General features: G+C 70.4%; 15 protein-coding genes. 5 read left to right on the top strand and 10 right to left on the bottom strand.

The window, feature by feature from the left end; all coding sequences use genetic code 11:
- Positions 1-4: 4 nt before the first annotated feature.
- On the top strand, positions 5-886 hold the full coding sequence (locus MYF83_RS04385) for an AraC family transcriptional regulator (protein ID WP_248958850.1): 882 nt from the start codon (positions 5-7) through the stop codon (positions 884-886).
- 12 nt (positions 887-898) lie between these two features.
- On the opposite strand, the gene MYF83_RS04380 is transcribed toward MYF83_RS04385, so the two are convergent.
- The 8 genes from MYF83_RS04380 to MYF83_RS04345 all read right to left on the bottom strand — a co-directional run bounded on the left by MYF83_RS04380 (position 899) and on the right by MYF83_RS04345 (position 12,672).
- A complete protein-coding gene (locus MYF83_RS04380) occupies positions 899-2,986 on the bottom strand; it encodes a xanthine dehydrogenase family protein molybdopterin-binding subunit (RefSeq protein WP_248958849.1) in 2,088 nt (695 codons plus the stop codon).
- 12 nt (positions 2,987-2,998) lie between these two features.
- Positions 2,999-3,988: an FAD binding domain-containing protein gene (locus MYF83_RS04375; RefSeq protein ID WP_248958848.1), complete on the bottom strand. Its 990-nt coding sequence runs from the start codon at positions 3,986-3,988 to the stop codon at positions 2,999-3,001.
- Positions 3,985-4,509, bottom strand: coding sequence for a (2Fe-2S)-binding protein (locus tag MYF83_RS04370; protein ID WP_248958847.1), 525 nt, complete (start codon positions 4,507-4,509; stop codon positions 3,985-3,987). The genes MYF83_RS04375 and MYF83_RS04370 overlap by 4 nt, the downstream gene beginning before the upstream one ends.
- Complete coding sequence (locus tag MYF83_RS04365; protein WP_248958846.1) at positions 4,506-5,762, bottom strand: low temperature requirement protein A; 1,257 nt, start codon at positions 5,760-5,762, stop codon at positions 4,506-4,508. Before MYF83_RS04365 ends, MYF83_RS04370 begins: the two co-directional genes overlap by 4 nt.
- Entirely contained in the window at positions 5,719-6,078 is a 360-nt protein-coding gene (locus MYF83_RS04360) for a putative quinol monooxygenase (RefSeq protein WP_248958845.1), read from the bottom strand. The genes MYF83_RS04365 and MYF83_RS04360 overlap by 44 nt, the downstream gene beginning before the upstream one ends.
- Positions 6,079-6,345: 267 nt before the next feature.
- On the bottom strand, positions 6,346-9,117 hold the full coding sequence (locus MYF83_RS43595; protein WP_248958844.1) for an AAA family ATPase: 2,772 nt from the start codon (positions 9,115-9,117) through the stop codon (positions 6,346-6,348).
- A 571-nt stretch (positions 9,118-9,688) separates the two neighbouring features.
- The gene (locus tag MYF83_RS04350; RefSeq protein WP_248958843.1) at positions 9,689-11,011 is read right to left on the bottom strand and encodes a M14 family zinc carboxypeptidase; all 1,323 of its coding nucleotides are present in this window, start codon (positions 11,009-11,011) and stop codon (positions 9,689-9,691) included.
- Positions 11,012-11,118: 107 nt separating this feature from the next.
- Complete coding sequence (locus MYF83_RS04345; RefSeq protein ID WP_248958842.1) at positions 11,119-12,672, bottom strand: long-chain-fatty-acid--CoA ligase; 1,554 nt, start codon at positions 12,670-12,672, stop codon at positions 11,119-11,121.
- A 179-nt stretch (positions 12,673-12,851) separates the two neighbouring features.
- On the opposite strand from MYF83_RS04345, the gene MYF83_RS04340 reads away from it, so the two are divergent.
- The 3 genes from MYF83_RS04340 to MYF83_RS04330 all read left to right on the top strand — a co-directional run bounded on the left by MYF83_RS04340 (position 12,852) and on the right by MYF83_RS04330 (position 17,152).
- A complete protein-coding gene (locus MYF83_RS04340; RefSeq protein WP_248958841.1) occupies positions 12,852-14,396 on the top strand; it encodes a GMC family oxidoreductase in 1,545 nt (514 codons plus the stop codon).
- A 48-nt stretch (positions 14,397-14,444) separates the two neighbouring features.
- Complete coding sequence (locus MYF83_RS04335; RefSeq protein WP_248958840.1) at positions 14,445-15,704, top strand: cytochrome P450; 1,260 nt, start codon at positions 14,445-14,447, stop codon at positions 15,702-15,704.
- 167 nt (positions 15,705-15,871) lie between these two features.
- Positions 15,872-17,152, top strand: a complete 1,281-nt coding sequence (locus tag MYF83_RS04330) for a cytochrome P450 (RefSeq protein ID WP_248958839.1) — start codon at positions 15,872-15,874, stop codon at positions 17,150-17,152.
- Between the two features lie 258 nt (positions 17,153-17,410).
- On the opposite strand, the gene MYF83_RS04325 is transcribed toward MYF83_RS04330, so the two are convergent.
- On the bottom strand, positions 17,411-19,237 hold the full coding sequence (locus MYF83_RS04325) for a hypothetical protein (protein ID WP_248958838.1): 1,827 nt from the start codon (positions 19,235-19,237) through the stop codon (positions 17,411-17,413).
- 471 nt (positions 19,238-19,708) lie between these two features.
- Between MYF83_RS04325 and leuS the strand changes: the two genes are divergently transcribed.
- The gene (leuS, locus tag MYF83_RS04320) at positions 19,709-22,177 is read left to right on the top strand and encodes a leucine--tRNA ligase (protein WP_248958837.1); all 2,469 of its coding nucleotides are present in this window, start codon (positions 19,709-19,711) and stop codon (positions 22,175-22,177) included.
- Between the two features lie 187 nt (positions 22,178-22,364).
- On the opposite strand, the gene lexA is transcribed toward leuS, so the two are convergent.
- Complete coding sequence (gene lexA, locus MYF83_RS04315) at positions 22,365-23,081, bottom strand: transcriptional repressor LexA (RefSeq protein ID WP_248958933.1); 717 nt, start codon at positions 23,079-23,081, stop codon at positions 22,365-22,367.
- Positions 23,082-23,456: the final 375 nt, after the last annotated feature.

The raw sequence follows: 23,456 nt of genomic DNA, 5'->3' as shown, positions 1-23,456 counted from the left end.
GATCATGGTCCTCGACGAATTACGCGATCTTCTCAACCGCCATGCTCGGCCTGATCTGAGGACTTCCATCGAGGACGTGCTGATCTTCAAGGCCGAACACCCCCAGCCGCCGACGCCGACGACCTACGGCAAGGTGCTGGCTGTGGTCGCGCAAGGAGTGAAACGGTTCGCGTTGGGCGACACGGTCTACGAGTACCGGGAGGGGCAGTACCTCGTCGCCTCGGTCGACCTGCCGGTGACCGCCCACTTCGCCAAGGCCAGCCCGGAGCTGCCGGGGCTCGGGGTCGGGCTGACCCTGCATCCGGCCACCGTCGCCGAGGTACTGCTGCAGGCGGCTCCCGGCGACCTCCCGGAACTCGGTGACGACGCTCCGCCGGGCCTGGCCGTCAGCACCGCTTCGGCCGAACTCCTCGACGCCGTCGTCCGCCTGGTGCGCCTGCTCGACCGCCCCCAAGACATCGCCGTCCTCGCGCCCCTCATCAAACGAGAGATTCTCTGGCGGCTCATCACCAGCGACCAGGGCCCCGTCATCCGCCAGTTCGGCCTGCCTGACAGCAGCCTCAGCCACATCGCGCGCGCTGTTCAGTGGATCCGTGACCACTACCCGCAGCCGTTCCGGGTCGAGGACGTGGCCAAGCTGGCGGGGATGAGCGTCTCCGCTTTCCACCGAAGCTTCCATGCAATCACCGCGATGAGCCCGATCCAGTTCCAGAAACAGATCCGGCTCCAGCAGGCGCGACTCCAGCTTGCGGCGGCTCCCGCCGACATCGCCGCTGTCGGCCGCCGCGTGGGCTACGACAGTCCGTCGCAGTTCAGCCGCGAGTACCGTCGCCAGTTCGGGGCATCCCCCAGCCAGGACGCCGTGCGCCTGCGCGCCACGAGCTGAGTTCCGTGGTGGTCAGTCCTCCAGGACGCGGTCGAGACGGATCGGCAGCTGCCGCTGCCGGACCCCAGTGGCATGCCAGACAGCGTTGGCGATCGCAGCCGCGGTGCCGACGTTCCCGATCTCACCGGCACCTTTGACTCCCATGGGGAGGCCGGGTTCGTGGTCAGGCACGAATTCGGCTTCGATGTCGGGAACGTCGGCGTGTGCGGCGATGTGATAGCCGGCGAAGTCAGGGTTGACGTGCCGCCCCGAGACCGGGTCACGGACGCCCTCTTCGTGCAGAGCCATGGACAGCCCGCCGACCATTCCCCCGATGACCTGGCTGCGGGCCATGAGCGGGTTGATCACCCGGCCCACGGCGAACAGCCCGAGCAGCCGCCGCACGCGCACCTCACTGGTCGCCGGGTCGACGGTGACCTCGGCGAAGACGGCGCTGTAGGCGTGTCGTTCCCTGGATGGCAGCTCGCCGAGCAGGTGCGCCGTGTCGGCCGTGACCGTCGCCGGCCGTTCCGGGCCGCGCATCTTCGCCGCGGCCTCGGTGATCGCCCACGCCCAGGACGCGGTCCCGCGGGACCCGCCCGCGCTCCACGCGGGGCCGAGGTCGCTGTCGGAGATCCGAAGCCCGATCTTCTCCACGCCGACCTCCAGCGCATCGGCCGCGATCGCGGTCAGCGCGGTGCGGGCGCCCGTGCCCAGGTCGGTGGCGGCGACGACCACGGTGAAGGTGCCGTCCGGCTCGGCCGTGATGGACGCCGTCGAGGGGAACGCCCCGGTGCTGAAGGACGTGGCGGCCAGCCCGGTGCCGACGAGCAGGGATCCCTCCCGCCGCATCCGCGGCCGGTGGTCGCGATCTGCCCAGCCGAACCGGCGTGCGCCTTGACGCAGGCACGCGACCAGATTCCGGCTGCTGAACGGCAGTCCGGACACGGGACCGACGACGGGCTCGTTGCGCAGCCTGAGCTCGAGCGGGTCCATCTCCAGGCGCTCCGCCAGCTCGTCCATGGCCGATTCGAGCGCGAACGAGCCGGGCGCCGCGCCGGGGGCACGCATGGAGTACGGCGGCAGGATGTCGAGCGGAACCGCCGTGAGCCGGGTGCGGATCGCGGGCGCCGCGTAGAGCGTCTTGGTGAGCTCGGTGCACCCCTCGATGTACTCCGCGAGCGGGGACAGCTCGAACGCGGCCACGTGGTCGATCGCCCGCAGGCGCCCATCGGCATCGGCTCCGATCCGGATCACCTGGTCCGTGGCCGGCCTCTGCGCGGTGGCCAGGAACACCTGGTCGCGGGTGAGCGTGACCCGCACGGGCCGCCCGAACCGCGTCGCGGCCATCACGGCCAGGATCAGCTGCGGTCCGCACATGCCCTTGGACCCGAAGCCTCCGCCGACATGCTCGACACGGATACGCACCCGCTCCGGAGGCAGGCAGAAGAGCGTGGCCAGGGTGACGGCGATCTGGTATGGCCCCTGGTTGGAGTCGACGGCCTGCAGGCGTTCTCCCTCCCACCAGGCGGTCGCCGAGTGCGGCTCCATGGCGCTGCAGTGCTCCTCGGGCGTGCCGTACCTCTCGTCGACCACTACCGCGGAGGCGGCCAGCTCGGCGTCCACATCGCCGACGTCCACGGGCCCGTCGAAGAGGGCCGATGCCGGACGGCCCGCCGGGTGGCCGAAGAAGAACTCCGTGTCATGCGGTCGCACGTCATAGACCACCGGCAGCGCCTGGGCGGCGGCATAAGCCTGTTCGGGCGTCTCGCCCACCACGAGGGCGATGGGGCGGCCCGCGTGCGGGATCACGTCATCCTGCAGGAGTCGCAGCCCTCCGTCCGGACCGAAGAAGTGCCCTGCTTCCGGGTTGAGCCGGGGCGCATTCCTGTGGTCGATCACGCCCAGCACGCCGGGCATGTCCTGAACGGCCGCGACGTCGATGTCGAGGACGCGCCCGCGGGTGATGGTGGAGACGACGACTGCGCCGAAGGCCAGGCCCGGCACCGGCTCGTCGGCGGAGTAGCGGGCGCCGCCGGTGACCTTGGCTCGGCCCTCGACGCGGGGCCGCGCGACCCCGACGGCTCCCGCGGCCGTCGGGACCGAGGATTCAGCGTTCATGGGTGATCTCCTTCAGTACGGCGAAGCCGCCAGGTCGGTCAGGACGGCCACGATGAGATTGCGCGCCAGCGTCACCTTGTAGGCGTTGCCGGGCAACGGCTCGGCGGCGGCCAGCTCGGCTTCGGCGGCCGTCCGGAACCGGTCGGCGGTGGCGGGGCCGTCCAGCAGCAGGCTCTCGGCGGTCCTGGCGCGCCAGGGCCGCGACGCGACCCCGCCGAGGGCGATCCGCGAGCTGCGCACCACCCCGTCGCGGATGTCCAGGTCGGCGGCGATGGACACGGTCGCGAAGGCGTACGACGCGCGCTCGCGAACCTTCCGATACCGCGAGAGCGGCGAGATGGCGGACTCCGGGAGACGCACCGCGGTGATCAGGGCTCCGGGCGGCAACGCCGTCTCCCGCTCTGGCGTGTCGCCGACGGGCAGGTAGAACTCCTCCAGTGGGATGTCCCCGGCGCCGTCGAGGGTCTCGTAGCGCACGACCGCGTCGAAGGCGGCCAGCGCGACCGCCATGTCCGACGGGTTCGTGGCCACGCAGTGCGGCGACCAGCTGAGGACGGCGTGGTTGTGGTGCGCGCCGGCGATCGCTGAGCATCCGCTGCCGGGGGCACGTTTGTTGCACGGTTGCGAGGGGTCGGCGAAGTAGGAGCACCGGGTCCGCTGCAACAGGTTCCCTGCCACCGTGGCCATGTTGCGCAGCTGGCCTGACGCGCCCGCCAGCACTGCCTGGCTCAGCGCCGGATACCGGCGCCGCACCTCGGGGTGGGCGGCGAGATCGCTGTTGGTCGTCGTCGCACCGATCTCCAGCCCACCGCCGGGTACCTGCCGGATGCCGTCCAGCGGAAGGAAACGAACGTCCACCAGCCGGGTGGGGGACTCGACACCGGCTTTCATCAGGTCGACGAGGTTCGTGCCGCCGCCGAGGTAGCGGACGTCGTCGTTCCCGGCGGCCAGTCTGAGCGCCTCACTGATCCCCGAGGCGCGCTGATAGGCGAACTCCTTCATCGGGCCTCCTCCAGGATCGCGCGCACGATCGACGGGTACGCGCCACAGCGGCACAGGTTGCCGCTCATCCGCTCGCGCACCTCTGCCGCGTCCAACGCCGGCGCCGGGCCGTCCGGGCAGAGATCGGCGGTGACCGCGCTGGGCCAGCCCGCCGCGTGCTCGGCCAGCATCCCGACGGCCGAGCAGAGCTGCCCGGACGTGCAGTAACCGCACTGGAACCCGTCGAGCCGTACGAAAGCCTGCTGGATCGGCCGCAGCTCGCCGTCACCGGCGAGGCCTTCGACGGTTGTGACCTCGGCGCCCTCGGCGGTGACCGCCAGCGTCAGGCAGGACAGCACCCGCCTGCCGTCCAGCAGCACGGTGCAGGCGCCGCACTGGCCGTGGTCGCAGCCCTTCTTCGGCCCGGTGTGGCCGGTGTCCTCGCGCAACGCGTCGAGCAGCGTCCTGCGATTGTCGAGGCACAAACGATGTGTCGCGTCGTTGACGCGCAGCGAGATCACACTGCGGGTGTCGTTGGTCATGGTCTTCCTTCCTTCAGGCGCGGCATGCCCGGGCGCGTGAGGCCGGATGGCAGGGGGCTGGCGGCGCATGCGTCGCGGCTGGCCCGCTCGCGCGCGTACCGGGTGGTCTCGACGACGATCAGAGTGATCAGGATGGTCACCAGTCCCGCCAGCCCAGCCAGCGGCGGCAGGACGACGGCAGCCGGCGTGGCCGCAAGGATGGCGCAGGCCGCCAGCAGCCGGGGGCGGCTCAGCGTGTGGTGCACGCGGCGCTCGAACAGCAGATGCCCGACGAGGTACAGCGTGAAGCCACCGAAGAGAGCGAGCGCGGAGAACACGCCCAGCGGCCGGCAGTCCCCGGCGTGTGCGAGCACGCCCTCCACACCCAGGGCGGTGAGCAGGATGCCGGCGATGAGAGGCAGGTGCCCGTAGGTGTAGGCCTCGACAGCCAGGCGCAGCCTCGTTTCGCCCCGTGCCCGCCCGAGCCGGTGCTCGGCCGCACGTGCCACCACCTCGAAGTACAGCCACCACAGGCACACCGCGACGGCGACGCCGAGGACGGCGGCGAGCAGCAGGGCCCCGCTCATGGGCCGGTCGGCGGCGCCGACGCCGATGGCCAGGAGCGACTCGCCGATGGCCAGGATGACGAACAGGCCATGACGCTCGCTCAGGTGGGCCGGGCTGTGCAGCCGCCACTGGCCGTGCCTGGCCGTGAGGTAGATGCCGACCCAGTCCACCAGGAGGGCGACGGAGAACAGAAGCACCTGTGTCCAGCCCCCGAGCAGCGCCCCGGACACCAGCAGAACCGCGCTCGTCAGCATGGGCAGCCAAGTGATCGCGATCTGCCGTCGCAGCCCGGCGTCACCGGTCGCGGCCACCGCGAAGACCGCGAGGTGCACCCAGCGGACCAGCAGGCAGGCGCCCACCAGCACCACAGGGCCGTTCAGGCCGCGCGGCTCGTCGTCCCATGCTTCGGGGATGGTCAGGCCGACGACGAACATCGCCGTCATCGCGACGACCATTCCCGCCCGCGGCAGACCCTGGTCGGCTCGTGAGTGGTTGCCCAGCCAGGTGTAGCCGGACCAGGTGCCCCACAACAGTGCGAGCATCAGCAGCCCCCGGAGCACGCCGGGAGCGCTGTGCTGCTGGGCCATATAGCCGTTGAGCTGCGTTATCGCGAAGACGTAGACCAGGTCGAAGAACAACTCGAAGGGCGTCGCACGATGGTCCTCACCGGTGGAGCGAACGTTGCCGTGTCCACGTTTCACACCCATGGTCACCCCTCCAGGTCATGCGACGCGTGCGCGTCCATCGGGGACCAGTGGGCGCGTCTGCGCCGGCGAGCAGCGACTGGAGGCGTGCGACCAACGCCTGCGCCTGCTGGGTGGCGAAGAACATTGCGTGCGCCTCCCGGCTGACCCACCCTTCCGTGACGTGCACGACGTCCCGGTTGCCGGACGAACGGCTGAACAGCAACACGACGCAGTCCTTGTTCGGTAGTGACGGTGCGTTGAGCAGAAGCTGGACCAGTTCGTCGCCCTTACCCGGCTGCGCCGTCATCGTCGCGTGAAATCCATGGCCGGCAGACATGGGGACGACCTCCTCACTGTGGTGCGCTGTTCGCTTGTCTCGCGCCCCACTTTCGGCGCCGCCCGGGCGGCCCCACATCAGTCATTCGACTCCGAGTTCACGGCCTTTCCCGGGGCAGGCGACCTACTTGCGTGTGGAGTCACGCCTCTGGAGAACGGCCTGTCCAGGGACCACCGACCCTGGGCGATTAGGTCATATGACAGATGCCTCGGTGCGACTCTGTGTCTCACCATCGAGGGTGTGACGAGGCTTCCAAGTCCGGAGCGCTCAGCGCGCAGGCGGCCGCGACTCGTCGGGATGCGACGACAGCGCATCCCTGAGCCCCGCGCGGGAGGTGACGCCAAGCTTGGGGAAGATCCGGTACAGATGCGCGCCGACCGTTCGGTGCGACAGGTACAGGCGCTCGGCGATCTGCTTGTTGCTCAGACCGCTCGCCGCCAGCTGCGCGATCTGAGCCTCCTGCGCGGTCAGGGCGGTCGGACCACCCGACGGCACGTCAACCTGCCGGTGGCCGGCCGCGCTCAGCTCGCTCCGGGTGCGCGCCAGCCACGGCTCCGCGCCCATGGCGGCGAACCCGTCACAGGCGAGGAGCAGCTGCCGGCGAGCCTCCGACGCCGATCGGCCACGGCGGAGCCTCGTGCCGAACGCGAGCCGTACCCGCGACGCGTCGAACAACCACCGCTCGCTCGCGGGACTGGCCAGCAGAGCCTCCAGCCGCGACATCGCCGCGTCGTCATCGAGAACGAGAGCCTCCGCGCCGGCCTGGATCAGCGCCATCCTGCTCGACAGCGAGGCCACGTCGGCAGCCCGCATCGCCTCTACGTGCGCCCTGGCCTCGACCGTGCGTCCGACTCGCATCGCCGCCTCGACCAGGTCGAACATGACCCAGGTGCAGTGCGGTGCATGCGAGGCCAGGACGCCGGGCGGGCTCATCGCGGCGGCGTGCCGGAAGGCGGCGTCGTAGTCGCCCCGGCCCAGCGCAGCCAGGGCGCGCGGATGGTGCGCGAACAGGGCCGCAGCCGACACACCGCGCGGCAGCGCCCAGTGCGTGATCTCGTCGGCCAGTGTGTACGCCTCGTCGAAACGGCCCCGGCCGGCGGCGACGATCGCCCTGTTGTACAGGAAATACCACTCGAAGAACGAGAAGCCGCTGGCGTCACAGACCCGATGCCCCTCCAGAGCGAGTTCCTCGGCCTCGTCCCACCGGCCGACGAGGTAGTCGTCCAGGCACAGGTGCATCAGGGCGCCGAGGTGCCGGCGGGGTGCTCCGCCGTCCCGCCCCTGCTGGACCAGGCGCCATGAGGACTCGCGGCAGTCGGCCAGCCGGTCCAGGTACACCGATGCCGTACCGATCCGCATGATGCGCGTGGGATCCCCCTCGTCGGGGAGGGTGCGGAGGATTTCGTCGATCGCCGGCCGGGCCGAAGCCGCGGTGCGTACGGGGTCGGGGAACGTCTTGCTCGCCAGTGCGAGCACGTCGGGCGGCGATGGCTTCAGCCTGCGCAGCGCCCGGTAGAACGGTTCCCAGTACTCCGGATCGCTGCCGTACCAGCACAGCAGCAGCAAGGTGTGCATGGCTTCGATCAGGGCGGGGTTGTCGGCGCGGAATCCGTGGTCGCCGGTCTCGATGGCTCCCACCAGGAGGCGGTGCGCGGTGTTCACATCGCCGTCTCCGTTGAGCATCAGGAAGGCGGCCGCGTTGGCGGCCAGCAGGGAACCCGCCGAGTCCGGGTCCGACCGGCGCGCATCCGTCAGGAGCGACTGGGCGTCCTCGACGGCGCCGCCGGCTTCGGCACCGATGTAGGCGGCCTCGGCGAGCCGCCGGCCACGGCTCGCGCTGGTCGAGCTGAGTTCGGCGGCGCGGATCAGAGCCGCGACCGCGGCGAAGGCGTCTCCGCGGAGCATGACACGGTGCGCCGAGTCCTCCAGCAGCTGCGCCACCGTCTCATCCGGTCCGGTGGCAGCCGCCGCGAGGTGCCACGCGCGGCGTTCCTGGTCGACGTCCAGCGCTCCGGCGAGAGCGAGGTGCGCGCTGCGTCGCTCCTCGTGGGTGGACACCGCCACGATCGCCGACCGGATCAGCGGGTGCCGGAACGCGATCCGCGCCGTGGCGTCGTCCACGCGTACCAACTGCGCCCGCTCGGCCGGGGCGAGGCCGGCCAGGCCGTGCCCGGCCCCCACGGCGGCCCTGAGCACCCTGATGTCGCCGTTGCCCTCGAACGTGGCCAGCAGTAGCAGCCTGCGGGTCGGCTCCGGCAGACCAGTCATCCGCGTGGCGAACATCGCCTGGAGCCTGTCGCTGAGCGGAACCACCTCAAGGTGGGTCACCGGGTGATGCGCAGCACCCAGCAGCGTGGACGGCAGCTCAGTCAGCGCCAGCGGATTGCCTTGGGCGAGGTCGAGCAGCCGTCGCCGGACGCGCGGCGGCATCTCCGGGAAACCAGCGTCGACCAACTGCCCGGACGCCTCATGGTCCAGCGGCCGGACCGTCATCTCGGTCAGTCCCCGCGGATCCAGGAAGCTCGCCGCGCCCGTTCTGGAGGAGACCAGCAGCCCGGTCTGGGTACCCTCCAGGCGGCGGGCGACGAAGCTCAAGACGACGGCGCTGGCCCGGTCGATCCAGTGCACATCGTCCACCAGAAGAGCGAGCGGCGCATCGGCGGCTACCGCCTTGACGAGCAAGAGCGTCGCGTTGCAGACCAGGAGCGCGTCCGTGGGCGCCCCCACACCGAAACCGAGCGCCACCGACAACGCCTCCCGCAGACCGGGCGGGAGGCGCTCGATGTCGGCGTTCAGCGGCAGAAGCAGCTGGTTGAGGCAGGAGTAACTGACTTCCGCCTCGAACTCCGACCCTGACGCTCGCAGAACCCGCATGTCCGCCGTGATGGCGAGCTCTGCCACAGCGGCTATGAGAGCGGATTTGCCCACCCCGGGCTCGCCCCAGAGCAACCGCGCGTCGCCGCGTTGCCGGGCGGCATCGAGAAAACCGGCGAGCTGGTCGAGCTCGGCACGGCGTCCGAAGAGTTCACCGCCGCCCACAGGCACCTCACAGCGTCGGCCATGTCCTACCTGCCCGACGCGACTCGCCGCACCACGACGACTGTCGCCGCATAAGGCGTCGCGAGCATATCCCGCGATGCGGCGGACATGGCGGCGTCATTGGCCCCCTTCGGCCGAGAAGGCAGGATCGGGCAACAGTTAGCGAGAATCGAACAAGCCAGAGACCTGGAAGCGCCGATCTCTGGTGTCGATCGATCCCGCAGGCGGTGCTGACCTCGGCTGGGGCGGCGCGCTTACTTACCCGCGAGGCGAGTCATGCGGCTCAGCTGAGCACGTAGCGGGCTCAGCGAGTCGGAGCGGATGGCGCGGAGCTCCCCGCGCGTCCACCAGCTGCTGCGGAGCGGGGAGTACCCGATCTTCACCAAGATCGTGATGCGGCCCGCCAGCCGCACCTGAGCCGCGACGACCAGTTCCGGAACGGGCTGGAGCGCGTCCTCGACTGCATCGCCGCGGCCCTGCCGTCAACGGCCGAGTCTCCGATGTCGGCGCACCGAGAGGGGCGGGAGGAACAGGACGGGTCCGATCCTCCCTCCCCGAAGGCCGGTGGCGCTCAGCCGCCTCCGGAGTTCGCTCGCGCGTGCTCGGCGGCGACCAGGGCGGCGGCCAGTTGCACGGCGACCAGCTTGCGCAGCGGGATCGGCTGCCCGCCCGACTCGGCGTCGGCCTCGTCGCACCAGCCGTCGAACAGCTCGCGCAGCCGCTCGCGCTGTTCCCGGATGGCCGGAGTGAGGTTGCCGGCGGCCGCCTCGGCGTCCAGCATGCGGCGGAAGGTGCCGGAGAAGCGCAGCCGGCGCATGTGCAGCGTCTGCCGGTTGCCGAACTGCTCGGCGACGGTGGCGGGCCGGTCGACGCCGGGGAGTCCTTCCCACTGGTCGGCGAACCTGAGGTAGGTGTCGAGCATGTCCTCGGTCGAGCGGCGGAACGGCGACTGGACGGCGAGGTCGGGCCGGACCGCCGCCATGGCCGACCGCAGGATGTCGATCAGCTCCCGCTGGGCGGCGAGCCCGGCTTTGACCACGTCGCCGTAGGACGTCGCGGTGGGGGTGGCGTCGCTGACCCGCTCGTCGGCCCAGTAGGGCAGCTCGGTGATGAGGTGGAGGGCACCGAACCTGGCGGCGTAGTCGGCGCTCCCGCCGCCCGCGCCGAAGATCCTGGCCTGGCGCGGGCCACCCGGGGTGAGGTAGACGGCGGGGGCGATCGCCGGGGAGCCGGGCATCTCGGGCTCGCCATGGTGCAGCGGGATGCCCTCCAGGCCCGGTAACTCGGTGAGCCGCGCCGCGAGGACGGGGTCGCGGCGGTTGAGGTAGTAGAACGCCCCGTTGTACTCGCCGTTGTGGAGGGAGTAGACGAAGGCGGGCCGTACCTCGTCCATGAGCCGCATCAGCGCCTCGGTCTCCGGCAGGCTGCGGTCGAAGACGTAGCCGTCTCCGGCGATCGGGAAGGTCCATTCGACCTGGTCCTTCCACGCCGGCCGGTAGAAGTGCCTCGCGTAGTGGCGGCGGTCGCCGGGGCGGGCGTACCAGCCCTCGTTGAGGCGCGCGCCGTCGGGGTCGACGCACGCGATGAGGTGCCAGCGGTAGCCGAGCCCCTCGCGCAGCCCGGCGTCCTCGCAGAGCAGGCGGGTCAGCTCGCTCACGGTGAGCGAGCCGATCGGCTCGTTGGGGTGCGGGCCGCCGATGACGAGGGCGTCGCGGGTTCCGGTGCCGAGGGTGAGCGCCCGGAGCGGCTCTCCCAGCCGGGAGGTGCCGATCCGGCGCACCCGCACGAGGCCGGGGTAGCGCGCGGCGAGCCGGTCGAGCTCCGCGTGCATCTCGTCCACGCTGGGGAACCTGTCCAGCTCCGGGACCCGCCGCATCTGCTCGCGGACATCCATGGCATCGCCTCCAATTCGGTGGTCCCGAGATCGTTCGACCCGGCCTCCTCGTATTTGCCCCGATTTGGGATAGGTCGATGGTCTGGAGGTCGCCTGTGGCCCAGGCGTCAGCGCAGCTCGCGCTTGAGGATCTTGCCACTGGCCGTCATCGGGAAGGACTCGCGGAACTCGACCAGCCGGGGGTACTTGTAGGCCGCCATGTTCTCCTTGCACCACGCGATGAGGGCGTCCTCGGTGAGCGCCGCGCCGGGCTTGAGGATCACGTACGCCTTGATCTCCTCGCCGTGCGAGGCGTGCGGGACGCCGACGACGGCGGCCAGCGAGACCGCCTCGTGCGTCATCAGGACCTCTTCCAGCTCGCGGGGGTAGACGTTGTACCCACCACGGATGATCATGTCCTTGGCGCGGTCGACGATGAAGTAGTAGCCGTCGGCGTCCCTGGTGGCGATGTCCCCGGTGCGGAACCAGCCGTCGTTCATCACGTCGGCGGTGGCCTCGGGCCGGTTGTAGTACCCCTTCATCACGTTGTGGCCGCGGATCGCGATCTCGCCCGGTCCCTCGCCCTCGATGGTCTTCCACCCGGTGTCGACCAGCTTCATCTCCACGCCCCAGATCGGGGTGCCGATCGAACCGGCCTTGGTCACCCTGCCCGGCTGGTTGAAGCTGGCCACCGGGGAGGTCTCCGACAGGCCGTACCCCTCCAGCACCGGCATGCCGAAGGTCTTCTCGAAGTCCTTGAGCACCTCGACGGGCAGCGACGCGCCGCCCGCGACCGCGGTCTGCAGGGTGGCGGGCAGTTCGGTGCCGTCCGCGTGGATCGAGGTGAGCAGGGACCAGTACATCGTCGGCACGCCCGCGAACATCGTCACGGCCTCGTCGCGCATCAGCGCGAGGGCCGAGGCCGGATCGAAGCGCGGAACCAGCACCAGGGTCGCCCGGCGGCGGAAGCCGGTGTTCATCATGACGGTCTGGCCGAAGGAGTGGAACAGCGGCAGGGTGACCAGGAACACGTCGTCGCCGGCCCGCTCGAACATCTCGTCGGAGACCATGGCGTTCATCAGCATGTTCTGATGGCTCAGCTCGGCGCCCTTGGGCTGCCCGGTGGTCCCGCTGGTGTAGAGGATCACGGCCGTGTCGTCCGGCGCGGTCGCCACGGTCTCGAACCGGTCCGACCGGCCCTCGAGGGCGCTCCAGATGGTCTGCACGCCCTCGATGCCCGACTCGGTGGCCAGGGGAGTGGCGGGCAGCAGGAAGAAGTCGTCGGAGTGCGGCTCGCCGTCCGAGATCGCCTCCCGGAAGCCCTCGTGGCCGCGCTGGCCGAGCGGCAGGTCGGGGCTTCCCTCGAAGCAGAACAGCGCCTTGGCCTCGGAGTCGCGCAGGTGGTAGGCGATCTCCCGGGACTGCAGCAGCACGTTGAGCGGGACGACGGTGGCGCCCGCCTTGAGGATGCCGAAGTAGACGAAGGGGAAGTAGGGCAGGTTCGGGCACGCCAGCGCGACCTTGTCGCCCTTGCCGATCCCCCGGGAGGCCAGCAGGTCGGCGACCTGGTTCGCCAGGGAGTTCACCAGCGAGTACGGCATGCGCAGGTCGCCGAACACCACGGCCGTGCGGTCCGGACGCTCTCGAGCGCTGTCCTCAAGGACGACCGACAGATTGAGCATGTGCACTTCCTCCTCGCTGGTACCGATCACCCCGGCCGGGCGCGACGCGAGGTCGCGGGGCCCGCTGGGGACGGCGACATCTTCGCAGCCAATAGCTACTAATCGGTAACGAGCGTGGACGTGGGCCGATAACCGGCGTAAGTACGGGGAAGGCCGCTCAACCTTCCCCCGGAGGAACAATGGAATACGACTACGTCATCGTCGGAGCGGGCTCGGCGGGCTGCGTCCTGGCCAACCGGCTCTCGGCGGACCCATCGGTGCGGGTGGCCCTGCTGGAGGCCGGCGGGGCGGACCGCAAGCTGGAGATCCGCGTCCCCGCCGCCTTCTCCAAGCTCTTCAAGACCCGCTACGACTGGAACTACACCACCGCCAAGCAGACCGAGATGTCCGGGCGCGAGCTGTACTGGCCGCGCGGCAAGACCCTCGGCGGGTCCTCCTCGATCAACGCGCAGATGTGGGTGCGGGGGCACCGCGCGGACTACGACGGCTGGAACCTGCCGGGCTGGTCGTACGACGAGGTCCTGCCGTACTTCCGGCGCTCCGAGCGGCGGGTCGGCTCCAACCGGGGCGAGGTCTACGGGACCGACGGGCCGATCTACATCTCCGAGCTGCGCGACCCGAACGTGACGACCGGGGCGTTCCTGCGCGCCTGCGAGGAGATGGGGCTGACCAGGTTGGAGGAGCTCAACGGCGCCTCCAACGAGGGCTTCTCGCAGACGCCGGTCACCCAGGAACGGGGACGCCGGTGGAGCGCCGCCGACGCCTACCTGCGCCCCGCGATGCGGCGCCCGAACCTCACCGTGCTCACCGCGGCACAGGCGCGCAAGATCCTGTTCGACGAGGACGGCAGGGCCACCGGCGTCGAGTACGGCGAGGGACGGCGCGTGACGGCGACCAGGGAGGTGATCGTCTCGGCGGGGGCGATCGGCTCTCCGCACCTGCTCATGCTCTCCGGCGTCGGCGACCCGGACGCGCTGCGGGCCGCGGGGGTCGAGCCGCGGCACGAGCTGCCGGGCGTCGGCCGCAACCTCATGGACCACCTGGCCTCGGCGATCGTGCTGGAGTGCCCGGAGCGGGTCACCCTGGCCGGCGCGGAGTCGGTCGGCAACTACGCCCGCTACCTGCTGGGCCGCCGCGGCATGCTCACCTCCAACGTGGGGGAGGCGGTGGCCTTCATCAGGACGACCCCGCAGGAGCCCGCGCCCGACATCGAGCTGCTGTTCGCTCCGGCGCCGTTCGTCGACCACGGAATGACCCCGCCGCCCGGGCACGGCCTCACCATCGGCGTGATCCTGCTCCAGCCGGAGAGCCGGGGACGCATCACGCTGAACGGCGCCGACGCGGTGATCGACCCCTGCTATCTGAGTGCCGAGGCCGACGTCCGGCGGATGGTGGCCGGGCTGAAGAAGGCGAGGGAGGCGTTCGCCACCACGGCGCTCAAGCCGTACGCGGGCGGGCCGATGGAGCCCTACGACGGCGCTGCGACCGACGAGGAGCTCGCCCGGTACGTGCGCGAGCGCAGCGAGACGCTCTACCACCCGGCGGGCACCTGCAAGATGGGCACCGACGACGACGCGGTCGTCGACCCTTCGCTGCGCGTCATCGGGGTGCCGGGGCTCCGCGTGGTCGACGCCTCGGTCATGCCGACGCTCAACCGCGGTCACACCCACGCCCCGACCATCATGATCGCCGAAAAGGCGGCCGATCTCGTCCGGGCCTCTTGACGTAAGTGGTCACTTTCTCAAACGATCGGGGCCGGAGGTGCGTCCGGGATGACGGCAGGCGTGAGTGACATCGATCTCTCCGAGATCCCCTTCTGGGGGCTGCCGCCACGGCAGCGCGAGGAGGCCTTCCGGCGGCTCCGGGCGCTCGACCGGCCGGTGTTCACCAAGGAGAACCAGATCCCGTTCATCGGCCACGGCCCCGGGTACTACGCGCTGGTGCGGCACGCGGACGTGACCGAGGCCGGCCGCAACGCGGGCGTCTTCAGCAGCGAGCCGACCGCGAACAGCATCCCGGACATGCCGAGGTGGATGGCCGTCTACTTCGGTTCGATGATCAACATGGACGACCCGCGGCACGCGCGGCTGCGAAGGATCGTCTCGCGTGCCTTCACCCCGAAGATCCTCGCGAAGATGGAGGAGGACCTCGCCAGGGCGGCGCGCGAGATCGTCGACCGGGCGATCGCCGAGGGGCCCGTCGACTTCGTCCCGCAGATCGCCGCGCGCCTCCCTGTCCAGGTGATCTGCGACATGATGGGCATTCCGCCCAAATATCACGACATGGTGTTCCGGAGTACGAACATCATCCTCGGCAACGCCGACTCCGAGTACAGCGGCATCCGGCCCGACATCACCCGGTGGAACGTCGCCAAGGGCCTCGCCAGGCTGCTCGGCGCCGGCCACCGGCTCAGCGCGCTGGCCCGCCGGCTCGGCCGGGAGCGGCGAGGCGCGCCCGTCGAAGACCTCACCGGAATGCTGGTCAACGGCGAGGAGCACCTGACCGCCCAGGAGCTCGGCTCGTTCTTCATCCTGCTGGTCGTCGCGGGCAGCGAGACCACGCGCAACGCCATCTCCCACGGCCTGAAGCTGTTCACCGACAACCCCGGACAGCGCGAGCTGCTGCTGAGCGACTTCGAGGCCCGCATCCCCGGCGCGGTCGAAGAGATCATCAGGTACGCCACGCCGGTGATCCAGTTCCGCCGCACCCTCACCCGCGATCACGAGATGAACGGCCGGCAGTACCGGAAGGGCGACAAGGTCCTGCTGTTCTACAACTCGGCCAACCGCGACGAGGCGGTGTTCGCCGACCCCGACGTCTTCGACATCACCCGTAGCCCGAACCCGCACGTCGGCTTCGGCGGCCCCGGCCCGCACTACTGCCTGGGCGCCCATCTGGCGAGACGGGAGATCACGGTGATGTTCCGCGAGCTGTTCACCCGCCTGCCCGCCATCCGCTCGGTCGGCGAGCCCGACTACCTGCTGTCGAACTTCATCAACGGCATCAAGCACATGAACTACCGAACCGGCTAGCCGCACGCGGCGGGCGGCATCGTGCCGCGGCGATCGCCCGCCCGCGGCCCAAGGCGATGCGGGAACGGGGCAGGGCGATGCCGGCGCCACCGTACGGCGGGTGCCCGGTGACCGTTCCCATGCCGTCCCGTTTGACGTAAGTGACCACTTCTCTCAATCATGGAAGCATGACCGTGGACACGCCCCCCGACCGCAAGCCCATCACCTCCTACGACCAGATCGACCTGTCAGAGTGGGACTTCTGGGCACGGCCCATGGCCGAGCGTGAGCACGCCTTCGAGCTGCTGCGGGAGCGGGACACGCCGGTGTTCTTCGCCGAGCCGGAGTTGTCGTTCGCGCCGAAGGGCGACGGTTACCACGCCATCGTCCGGCACGCCGACATCATCGAGATCAGCCGCAACCCCGACGTCTTCTGCTCCGGGGACGGCGGCGCCACCAACATCGCCGACATGCCGGCCGAGTTCGCCGAGTACTTCGGTTCGATGATCAACATGGACGACCCCCGGCACGCGCGGCTCCGCAGGATCGTGTCGCGGGCCTTCACTCCCAGGATGATCCAGAAGTTCGAGGACGACGTGCAGGACGCCGCCGTGCGCATCGTCGGCGAGCTCCTGGAGAAGGGGCCCGGCTGCGACTTCGTCACCGAGGTGGCCGCCCGCCTGCCCTTGAAGATCATCTGCGACATGATGGGCATCCCGGAGAAGGACTACCTCTTCGTCTTCGACCGCTCGAACATCATCCTCGGCGCCTCCGACCCCGAGTACGTGCCCGGGGGAGACACCGACAGCATCGTGACGGCCCTGCTCAACGCCGGTATGGAGCTCCAGCAGCTCGTCCAGGACCTCGCCGCGTTCCGCGCGGAGAACCCCACGGGCGATCTGACCTCGTCCCTGGTCAACGCCAACGTCGACGGCGAACGGCTCACCCTGCAGGAGCTCGGCTCGTTCTTCATCCTGCTCGTCGTGGCCGGCAACGAGACCACCCGCAACGCCATCTCCCAGGGCCTGCTGATGCTCACCCGCAACCCCGGCGAGAAGGCCCGGTGGCTCACCGACATCGAGGGCCACGCGCCCAAGGCGGTCGAGGAGATCGTGCGGCTCGCCTCGCCGGTCAACTACATGCGGCGCAAGGTCACCAGGGACTTCGAGCTGAACGGCACCCTGTACAAGAAGGGGGAGAAGGCCGTCCTGTACTACTGGTCGGGCAACCGCGACGCCGCCGTCTTCACCGACCCCTACCGCTTCGACATCACCCGCGACCCCAACCCGCACGTCGGCTTCGGCGGCCCCGGCCCGCACTTCTGCCTGGGCGCCCACCTCGCCCGGCGCGAGATCACGGTGATGTTCCGCGAACTCCTCCAGCGCGTCCCCCAAATCGAAGCGGGCCACCCCCAGCGACTCTTCTCCAGCTTCATCAACGGCATAAAACACCTGCCCTGCGACTTCTAACCCCATCCCCCAGCCGACGCGCCACCTATGATCGTCCCCTGCCCGCTCCGCGACTGCCCTTGCGCTTGCGGTTGGCGATCTGGTCCCGTTCCGGGAGAACCGCCTGGATGCCGCCTCGTCGCAGGTGCGCGCGGATCTCATGGGTGGACGACCGGCTCAAACTCTCTTTACTGGTTCAAGCGGGCGACGCTGGGGACGTCGATGGACCAGTGTCACGGGACGTTCGTGGACCGTCGTCGTGGGTTGGCCGTGGGGTGGTCAGGAGGCGGGGGTTGCGGGTCTGATTGAGGAGAAGACGGTGTTGACGTCGGGGAGGAGTTCCTTCTTGCTGTCCGGTACCGACATGTACACGATGACCGGCAGGTCGGCGCCGGTGCTCACCGCGGCGACCACCAGGGTGGTCTTGGTGCCTCCGGCCATGATCTGGTAGGCGACCAGGCGTGCGGGGTGGCCGCCGGCGGCGACGCGCTGCTCGGCGGTCTTCACGACCTTGTTGCCCGTAGGGAAGAACTTGTTGCGCGCCGCGAAGGCCACGGCACTGATCACCGGCGCGAGATTGTCGGGCTTGGACGCGGAGTACTTGGAGGCGAGGCTCGTGGCCAGCGGGCCGGTCATCACCTGGGCGAACTGCGGAGTGCCCGAGGTGTCGACGCCCGCGGCGACGTACTGGCGCGTCGCGAAGCCGTAGGTCGACTGGATGTGCTGCGACCGCAGGTCGAGCCGCCACGGCCCGCCCAGGCGTACCACGCTGATGGCGGAGGCCTTGTCGGTGAGGATGCCGGCGCGCGGCGAGGAGTCGCCGGAGTACTTCGGCAGCTTGCCGATGGATTGCGGCTTCGCGGTGCTCGTGCCCGCCTTGCCGGAGGATGACGCCTTGGGGGTGCTCTTCGCGGAGCTCTTTTCCGGGGTGGCCGTCGTGTCGTCGGCGGAGGAGGAGCGCAGCGGGCCCGCGAGGAACGCCCAGAGCAGGGCTGCGACCAGGGCGACCACGACGGAGGCGGTGAGGGCGAGCAGCCACACGCGCCTGCCGCCGCCGGTGTCCTCAGAGTCCTCGCCCATCGCCTCGTAGTTCTCCCCGAAGACGGTGTTCCAGAGCTCCTGCTGGCGCTCGGGCGGCGGGGTCTTGGGGCCGCTGATCTGACCGGCGGTGACGAAGGGCTTGTAGTCGGGGTTCTGGGGGTCGCTCGGCGGCGCCGCGCGCCGCCGCCCCGGCTGTGCGGGGGCCGCGGGCCCGGGCACGCGGATCGTGGTCTCGGTGCCCGCCGGGATGTACGCCGAGGCGGCCGGGGGGTCGTCAGGGAGCCGGAAGGGCTGCCCGGGCGCCTCGGGGGCCTGGGTCTGCCGCGTGGCGCCGTACGCGCCGGTCGCCGTCGGCGCGGACGCCTGCTGGGAGAACGGCTGCTGCTGCGGTCCGTTCCCCGCCGGACCGTACTGCTGCGACCCGGTCTCCGCAGGGCCATACTGCTGCGACGCGCCCGGCGGCTGCCCGGTCCCTGCGGGCGTGTACTGCTGGGATCCGCCCGGCTGGGAGCCGGTTCCCGCCGGCGTGTACTGGTGGGATCCGCCCGGCTGCGGGCCGGTCGCCGAAGGAGCGTACTGCTGGGATCCCGCGTGCTGTGCCCCGCCCGGCTGCGGGCCGGTCGCCGGAGAAGCGTATTGCCGGGGTCCGGTCGAAGGGCCGGTGGGGGAGGGCGTGTGATGCTGAGGCCCGGTCGAGGGGCCGGACGCCGGGGGAGCGTAGTGCTGAGGTCCTGTCGAGGGGCCGGTCGGCGAGGGAGCGTACTGCGGCCCGCTGTGCTGGGGGGCGTACTGCGGTCCGGTCGGCGACGGCGTGTACTGCTGCGGCCCGGTGGGCTGCGGGGGGAACGAGGCGTCGTGAAGCGGTGGCGGCGGGGGGAAGGCGGTCTGCCCGGTCGGCTCGCGCGAGCCGTACTGCGAGGCTTCCCAGGATGACTGAGGTTCTGCGGAGTCACGGCCGCCGAACGGCAGCGGGTCGAACACGGAGGCGGGGGGCGGTGGGGGAGGTGGGGGCATCTCCGGCCATGCCGGGGGTCGCGTGGGCCGGCTGGTGGACTCAGGGGCCATCGCTGGCGAACCTCCCGACATCATGCCCGGATTGGGGGTGCTCGGCATGATCTCACGCGAAGCGGGGGTCTCCGCAGGAGAATCCGAGAAAGCCCCCCGGAACTGCAGCCCGGTCGGGTCGGTCGGGGGATCCTGCATCGGCAGGCCCTCTTCCCCGGTATTCGGGCCGCGCGCCGGTTCATAGGAGTTCGCCACGCGAAAAGGGTAAACTAAAGGGACATATGAGGTCACAATGGATCTATCATCATAGGGTCGCGGTGCACACGTTTTCCCATGGTTATCGGGGGTGCCACCCCAAGGCTATGAAGCCGCATTGGCCGCTGCGCTACCCTTGAGCTATGCGTGGCAGGACCCTGCTTCTTAGCGGGCCGCGCCGACCGAGCTGAGACAGCGGTCGACGCGGCTGCCCCTCGTGGTCACGGGGGGTTTCTTTATTGGTCAAGCCATCCGCGATGAGTCGACCCGAGGGACATGGCCGTGAGTGACGAGCAGTACGAACCGCAGGCGCTGCAGGCGAAGTGGCAGGCCCGGTGGGAGGAGCTGGACCCCTTCCGCGCGAGCGAGGACGCCGATGACGAGCGTCCCCGCAAGTACCTGCTGGACATGTTCGCCTACCCCTCGGGTGACCTGCACATGGGGCACGGCGAGGTGTTCGCGCTCGCCGACGTCGTGGCCCGCTACTGGTTCCAGCGCGGCTACAACGTGCTGCACCCCGTCGGGTGGGACTCCTTCGGGCTGCCGGCGGAGAACGCCGCGATCAAGCACAACGCGCACCCCGCCGAGTGGACCTACTCCAACATCGAGACCCAGGCCGCCTCGTTCAAGAGGTACGCCATCTCCTTCGACTGGTCGCGGCGGCTGCACACCAGCGACCCGGAGTACTACCGCTGGAACCAGTGGCTGTTCAACCGCTTCTTCGAGCGCGGCCTGGCCTACCGCAAGGGCGGCCTGGTCAACTGGTGCCCCAAGGACCAGACCGTGCTGGCCAACGAGCAGGTCGTCGCCGGGCGCTGCGAGCGCTGCGGGTCCGAGGTCGTCCGGCGCGAGCTGACCCAGTGGTACTTCAAGATCACCGACTACGCCGACCGGCTGCTGGACGACATGGCCCAGCTGGAGGGCGGCTGGCCCGACCGCGTCCTGGCCATGCAGCGCAACTGGATCGGCCGGTCCGAGGGCGCCGACGTGCGGTTCGAGATCGAGGGCCGCGACGAGCCGGTCACGGTCTACACGACCCGCCCGGACACCCTGTACGGCGCGACGTTCTTCGTGGTCGCCGCCGACGCGCCGCTGGCCGAGGAGATCTGCGCGCCCGACCGGCTGGAGGCGCTGGAGGCCTACCGCGCCGAGGTCGCCAAGCTGAGCGACATCGAGCGGCTGTCCACCGACAAGGAGAAGACCGGCGTCTTCCTGGGCCGCCACGCCGTCAACCCGGTCAACGGCGAGCGCATCCCGGTGTGGGCGGCCGACTACGTGCTGTCCGACTACGGCCACGGCGCGATCATGGCGGTGCCCGCGCACGACCAGCGTGACCTGGACTTCGCGATGAAGTTCGGCCTGCCCGTGCAGGTGGTCGTGCACACCGGCCTGGCGGACCCGGGCGAGACCGGCGTCGCCACTTCCGGCGAGGGCAAGCTGGTCAACTCCGGCCCGCTGGACGGCCTGTCGAAGACCGAGGCCATCTCCCGGATCATCGAGGTGCTGGAGGAGCGCGGCACCGGCGCGGCGGCCGTCAACTACCGGCTGCGCGACTGGCTGCTGTCCCGCCAGCGCTTCTGGGGCACCCCGATCCCGATCACCCACTGCCCCGACTGCGGCGAGGTCCCCGTCCCGGACGACCAGCTGCCGGTCACGCTGCCCGACATGCGCGGCGAGGCACTGGCCCCCAAGGGCGTCTCGCCCCTGGCGAGCGCCACCGACTGGGTCAACGTCGACTGTCCCAAGTGCGGGGGCCGCGCGCTGCGCGACACCGACACGATGGACACCTTCGTCGACTCCTCCTGGTACTACCTGCGCTACTGCTCGCCGGGCCTGGAGGACGGCCCGTTCGACGTCGAGCAGGTGCGGCGCTGGGGCCCGATCGACCAGTACGTCGGCGGGGTGGAGCACGCCGTGCTGCACCTGCTGTACTCCCGGTTCTTCACCAAGGTCCTGCACGACATGGGCATGGTCGACTTCACCGAGCCGTTCGTGCGCCTGCTGAACCAGGGCCAGGTCATCAACCAGGGCAAGGCCATGTCCAAGTCGCTGGGCAACGGGGTCGACCTTGGCGATCAGATCGAGAAGTTCGGCGTGGACGCCGTCCGCCTGACCATGGTGTTCGCGGGTCCGCCCGAGGACGACATCGACTGGGCCAACGTCTCGCCGGCCGCCTCGCAGAAGTTCCTGGCCCGGGCGTTCCGCGTCATGGTGGAGGCCGGCGCGGCCTCTGCCCCGGGCACGGACGCCGCCGCCGGGGACCTGGAGCTGCGCAAGGTCACCCACCGCACCATCGACGAGGTCACCCGGCTGGTCGAGTCCCACCATTTCAACGTGGCGATCGCCCGCATGATGGAGCTGACCTCGGCCGCGCGCAGGGCCATCGACTCCGGCCCCGGAGCCGCAGACCCGGCCGTGCGGGAGGCCGCCGAGGCGCTGGCCGTCATGCTGTCGCTGGTCGCGCCGTACGTGGCCGAGGAGGGCTGGGAGCGGCTGGGGCATGGTCCGACCATCGCCCGCGCCGGCTGGCCGGTCGCCGAGCCGGCTCTGCTGGTGCAGGAGTCGGTCACCTGCGTCGTGCAGGTCGCGGGCAAGGTCAGGGACCGCCTGGAGGTCGCTCCGACGATCTCCGGCACCGAGCTGGAGGGGCTGGCGCTGGCCTCCGAGAAGGTGCGGGCCTACCTGGACGGCGCCCCGCGCAAGGTCATTGTTCGGGCGCCCAAGCTCGTCAACATCGTCCCCTGAGCCGCCTCGGCACGGGACCGCACGGCCGCGCCTGGGCGCCGGTCGCCAGGCGGGCGCGAGCGGGGGCGGGGTCGGACGCGTGAAACGCGAAACGCCTGAGCGCGCACCGTAGAGGTGGGCGCTCAGGCGAAGGGCGGGGTCGGCGCGGCCGGCCGGCACCGCGCGCCGGCCGGGCATCGCGGGCGGGTCAGAGCTTGCGGAGGACCGCCACGACCTTGCCGAGGACGGTCGCCTCGTCACCGGGGATCGGGTCGTAATTGGTGTTGTGCGGCACCAGCCAGACGTGGCCGTCCTTGCGCTTGAAGGTCTTCACCGTGGCCTCACCGTCGATCATGGCCGCGACGATGTCGCCGTTGTCGGCCACCGGCTGCTGGCGCACGACGACCCAGTCGCCGTCGGCGATCGCCACGTCGATCATCGAGTCACCGGCGACCTGGAGCAGGAACAGAGTGCCCTCGCCCACGAGCTGCTTGGGCAGGGCGAAGACGTCCTCCACCCGCTCTTCGGCCAGGATGGGACCACCGGCGGCGATGCGCCCCACCAGGGGGACGAACGCGGCCGTCGGGCGGCTCACCAGCGGCTCCTCCTCGCCCGGGCCGACGGGGTCCACCCACAGCGCCGGCTCGCCGGGCAGGCGGACCTCCAGCGCCCGTGGCCGGTGTGGGTCACGGCGGAGGTAGCCCTTACGCTGCAGAGCGGTCAACTGGTGGGACACACTGGAGGTGCTGGTCAGCTGGACCGCCTCGCCGATCTCGCGCATGGAGGGGGGATAGCCCCGCTGCTGCACGGAATCGCGGATCACCTCGAGGATCTTGCGTTGCCGCGGGGTGAGACCAAGGGAGTCACGCCTGCGCACCGCCAGATCGCTGACCACCGTGCCGACCTCTTGCTGCTCGCTCACAATCTCCTCCTCGCCGGGCGCCTGTGGGACGCCCTCTGACGCCAAGCCCGCCCGGCCGGCTCCCCGTCCGTATTGCCGATGTCGCACACAGCGACAATAACTCCGTTCAAGATCGTCATCAAACAGATGTTCGAGAGTCTCTGAATCGGCAGGCCGTCCGGTGTACGACATCGTACGGGAGTTCGATCGATATCGTGTTCGACTTTACGATCTTATGCCTGATGGCCGCCGAAGTCGATCACGCGAGCGATGGTGCCGCTGCGGCCGGCGTTGAGTCCGTGACGGCCGCCCGGAGGGGCTGGTGTGACGGGTGGGGCGCGACACGCCGAGCCGCGCCCGTTCGCCCTGATGGAGGGCCGGTTTCCTGCGGGAGGCCGC

The sequence above is a fragment of the Sphaerisporangium perillae genome (assembly GCF_023276435.1).
Lineage (GTDB): Bacteria > Actinomycetota > Actinomycetes > Streptosporangiales > Streptosporangiaceae > Sphaerisporangium > Sphaerisporangium perillae.
Note: the sequence above shows the minus strand (reverse complement) of the source record. Positions and strands in the feature narration are given on the sequence as shown.

Coding starts and splice junctions, on each gene's coding strand:
- MYF83_RS04385 (WP_248958850.1), top strand. CDS start 5: ATGGTCCTCGACGAATTACGCGATCTTCTCAACCGCCATGCTCGGCCT.
- MYF83_RS04380 (WP_248958849.1), bottom strand. CDS start 2,986: ATGAACGCTGAATCCTCGGTCCCGACGGCCGCGGGAGCCGTCGGGGTC.
- MYF83_RS04375 (WP_248958848.1), bottom strand. CDS start 3,988: ATGAAGGAGTTCGCCTATCAGCGCGCCTCGGGGATCAGTGAGGCGCTC.
- MYF83_RS04370 (WP_248958847.1), bottom strand. CDS start 4,509: ATGACCAACGACACCCGCAGTGTGATCTCGCTGCGCGTCAACGACGCG.
- MYF83_RS04365 (WP_248958846.1), bottom strand. CDS start 5,762: ATGGGTGTGAAACGTGGACACGGCAACGTTCGCTCCACCGGTGAGGAC.
- MYF83_RS04360 (WP_248958845.1), bottom strand. CDS start 6,078: ATGTCTGCCGGCCATGGATTTCACGCGACGATGACGGCGCAGCCGGGT.
- MYF83_RS04350 (WP_248958843.1), bottom strand. CDS start 11,011: ATGGATGTCCGCGAGCAGATGCGGCGGGTCCCGGAGCTGGACAGGTTC.
- MYF83_RS04345 (WP_248958842.1), bottom strand. CDS start 12,672: ATGCTCAATCTGTCGGTCGTCCTTGAGGACAGCGCTCGAGAGCGTCCG.
- MYF83_RS04340 (WP_248958841.1), top strand. CDS start 12,852: ATGGAATACGACTACGTCATCGTCGGAGCGGGCTCGGCGGGCTGCGTC.
- MYF83_RS04335 (WP_248958840.1), top strand. CDS start 14,445: ATGACGGCAGGCGTGAGTGACATCGATCTCTCCGAGATCCCCTTCTGG.
- MYF83_RS04330 (WP_248958839.1), top strand. CDS start 15,872: ATGACCGTGGACACGCCCCCCGACCGCAAGCCCATCACCTCCTACGAC.
- MYF83_RS04325 (WP_248958838.1), bottom strand. CDS start 19,237: ATGGCCCCTGAGTCCACCAGCCGGCCCACGCGACCCCCGGCATGGCCG.
- leuS (WP_248958837.1), top strand. CDS start 19,709: ATGGCCGTGAGTGACGAGCAGTACGAACCGCAGGCGCTGCAGGCGAAG.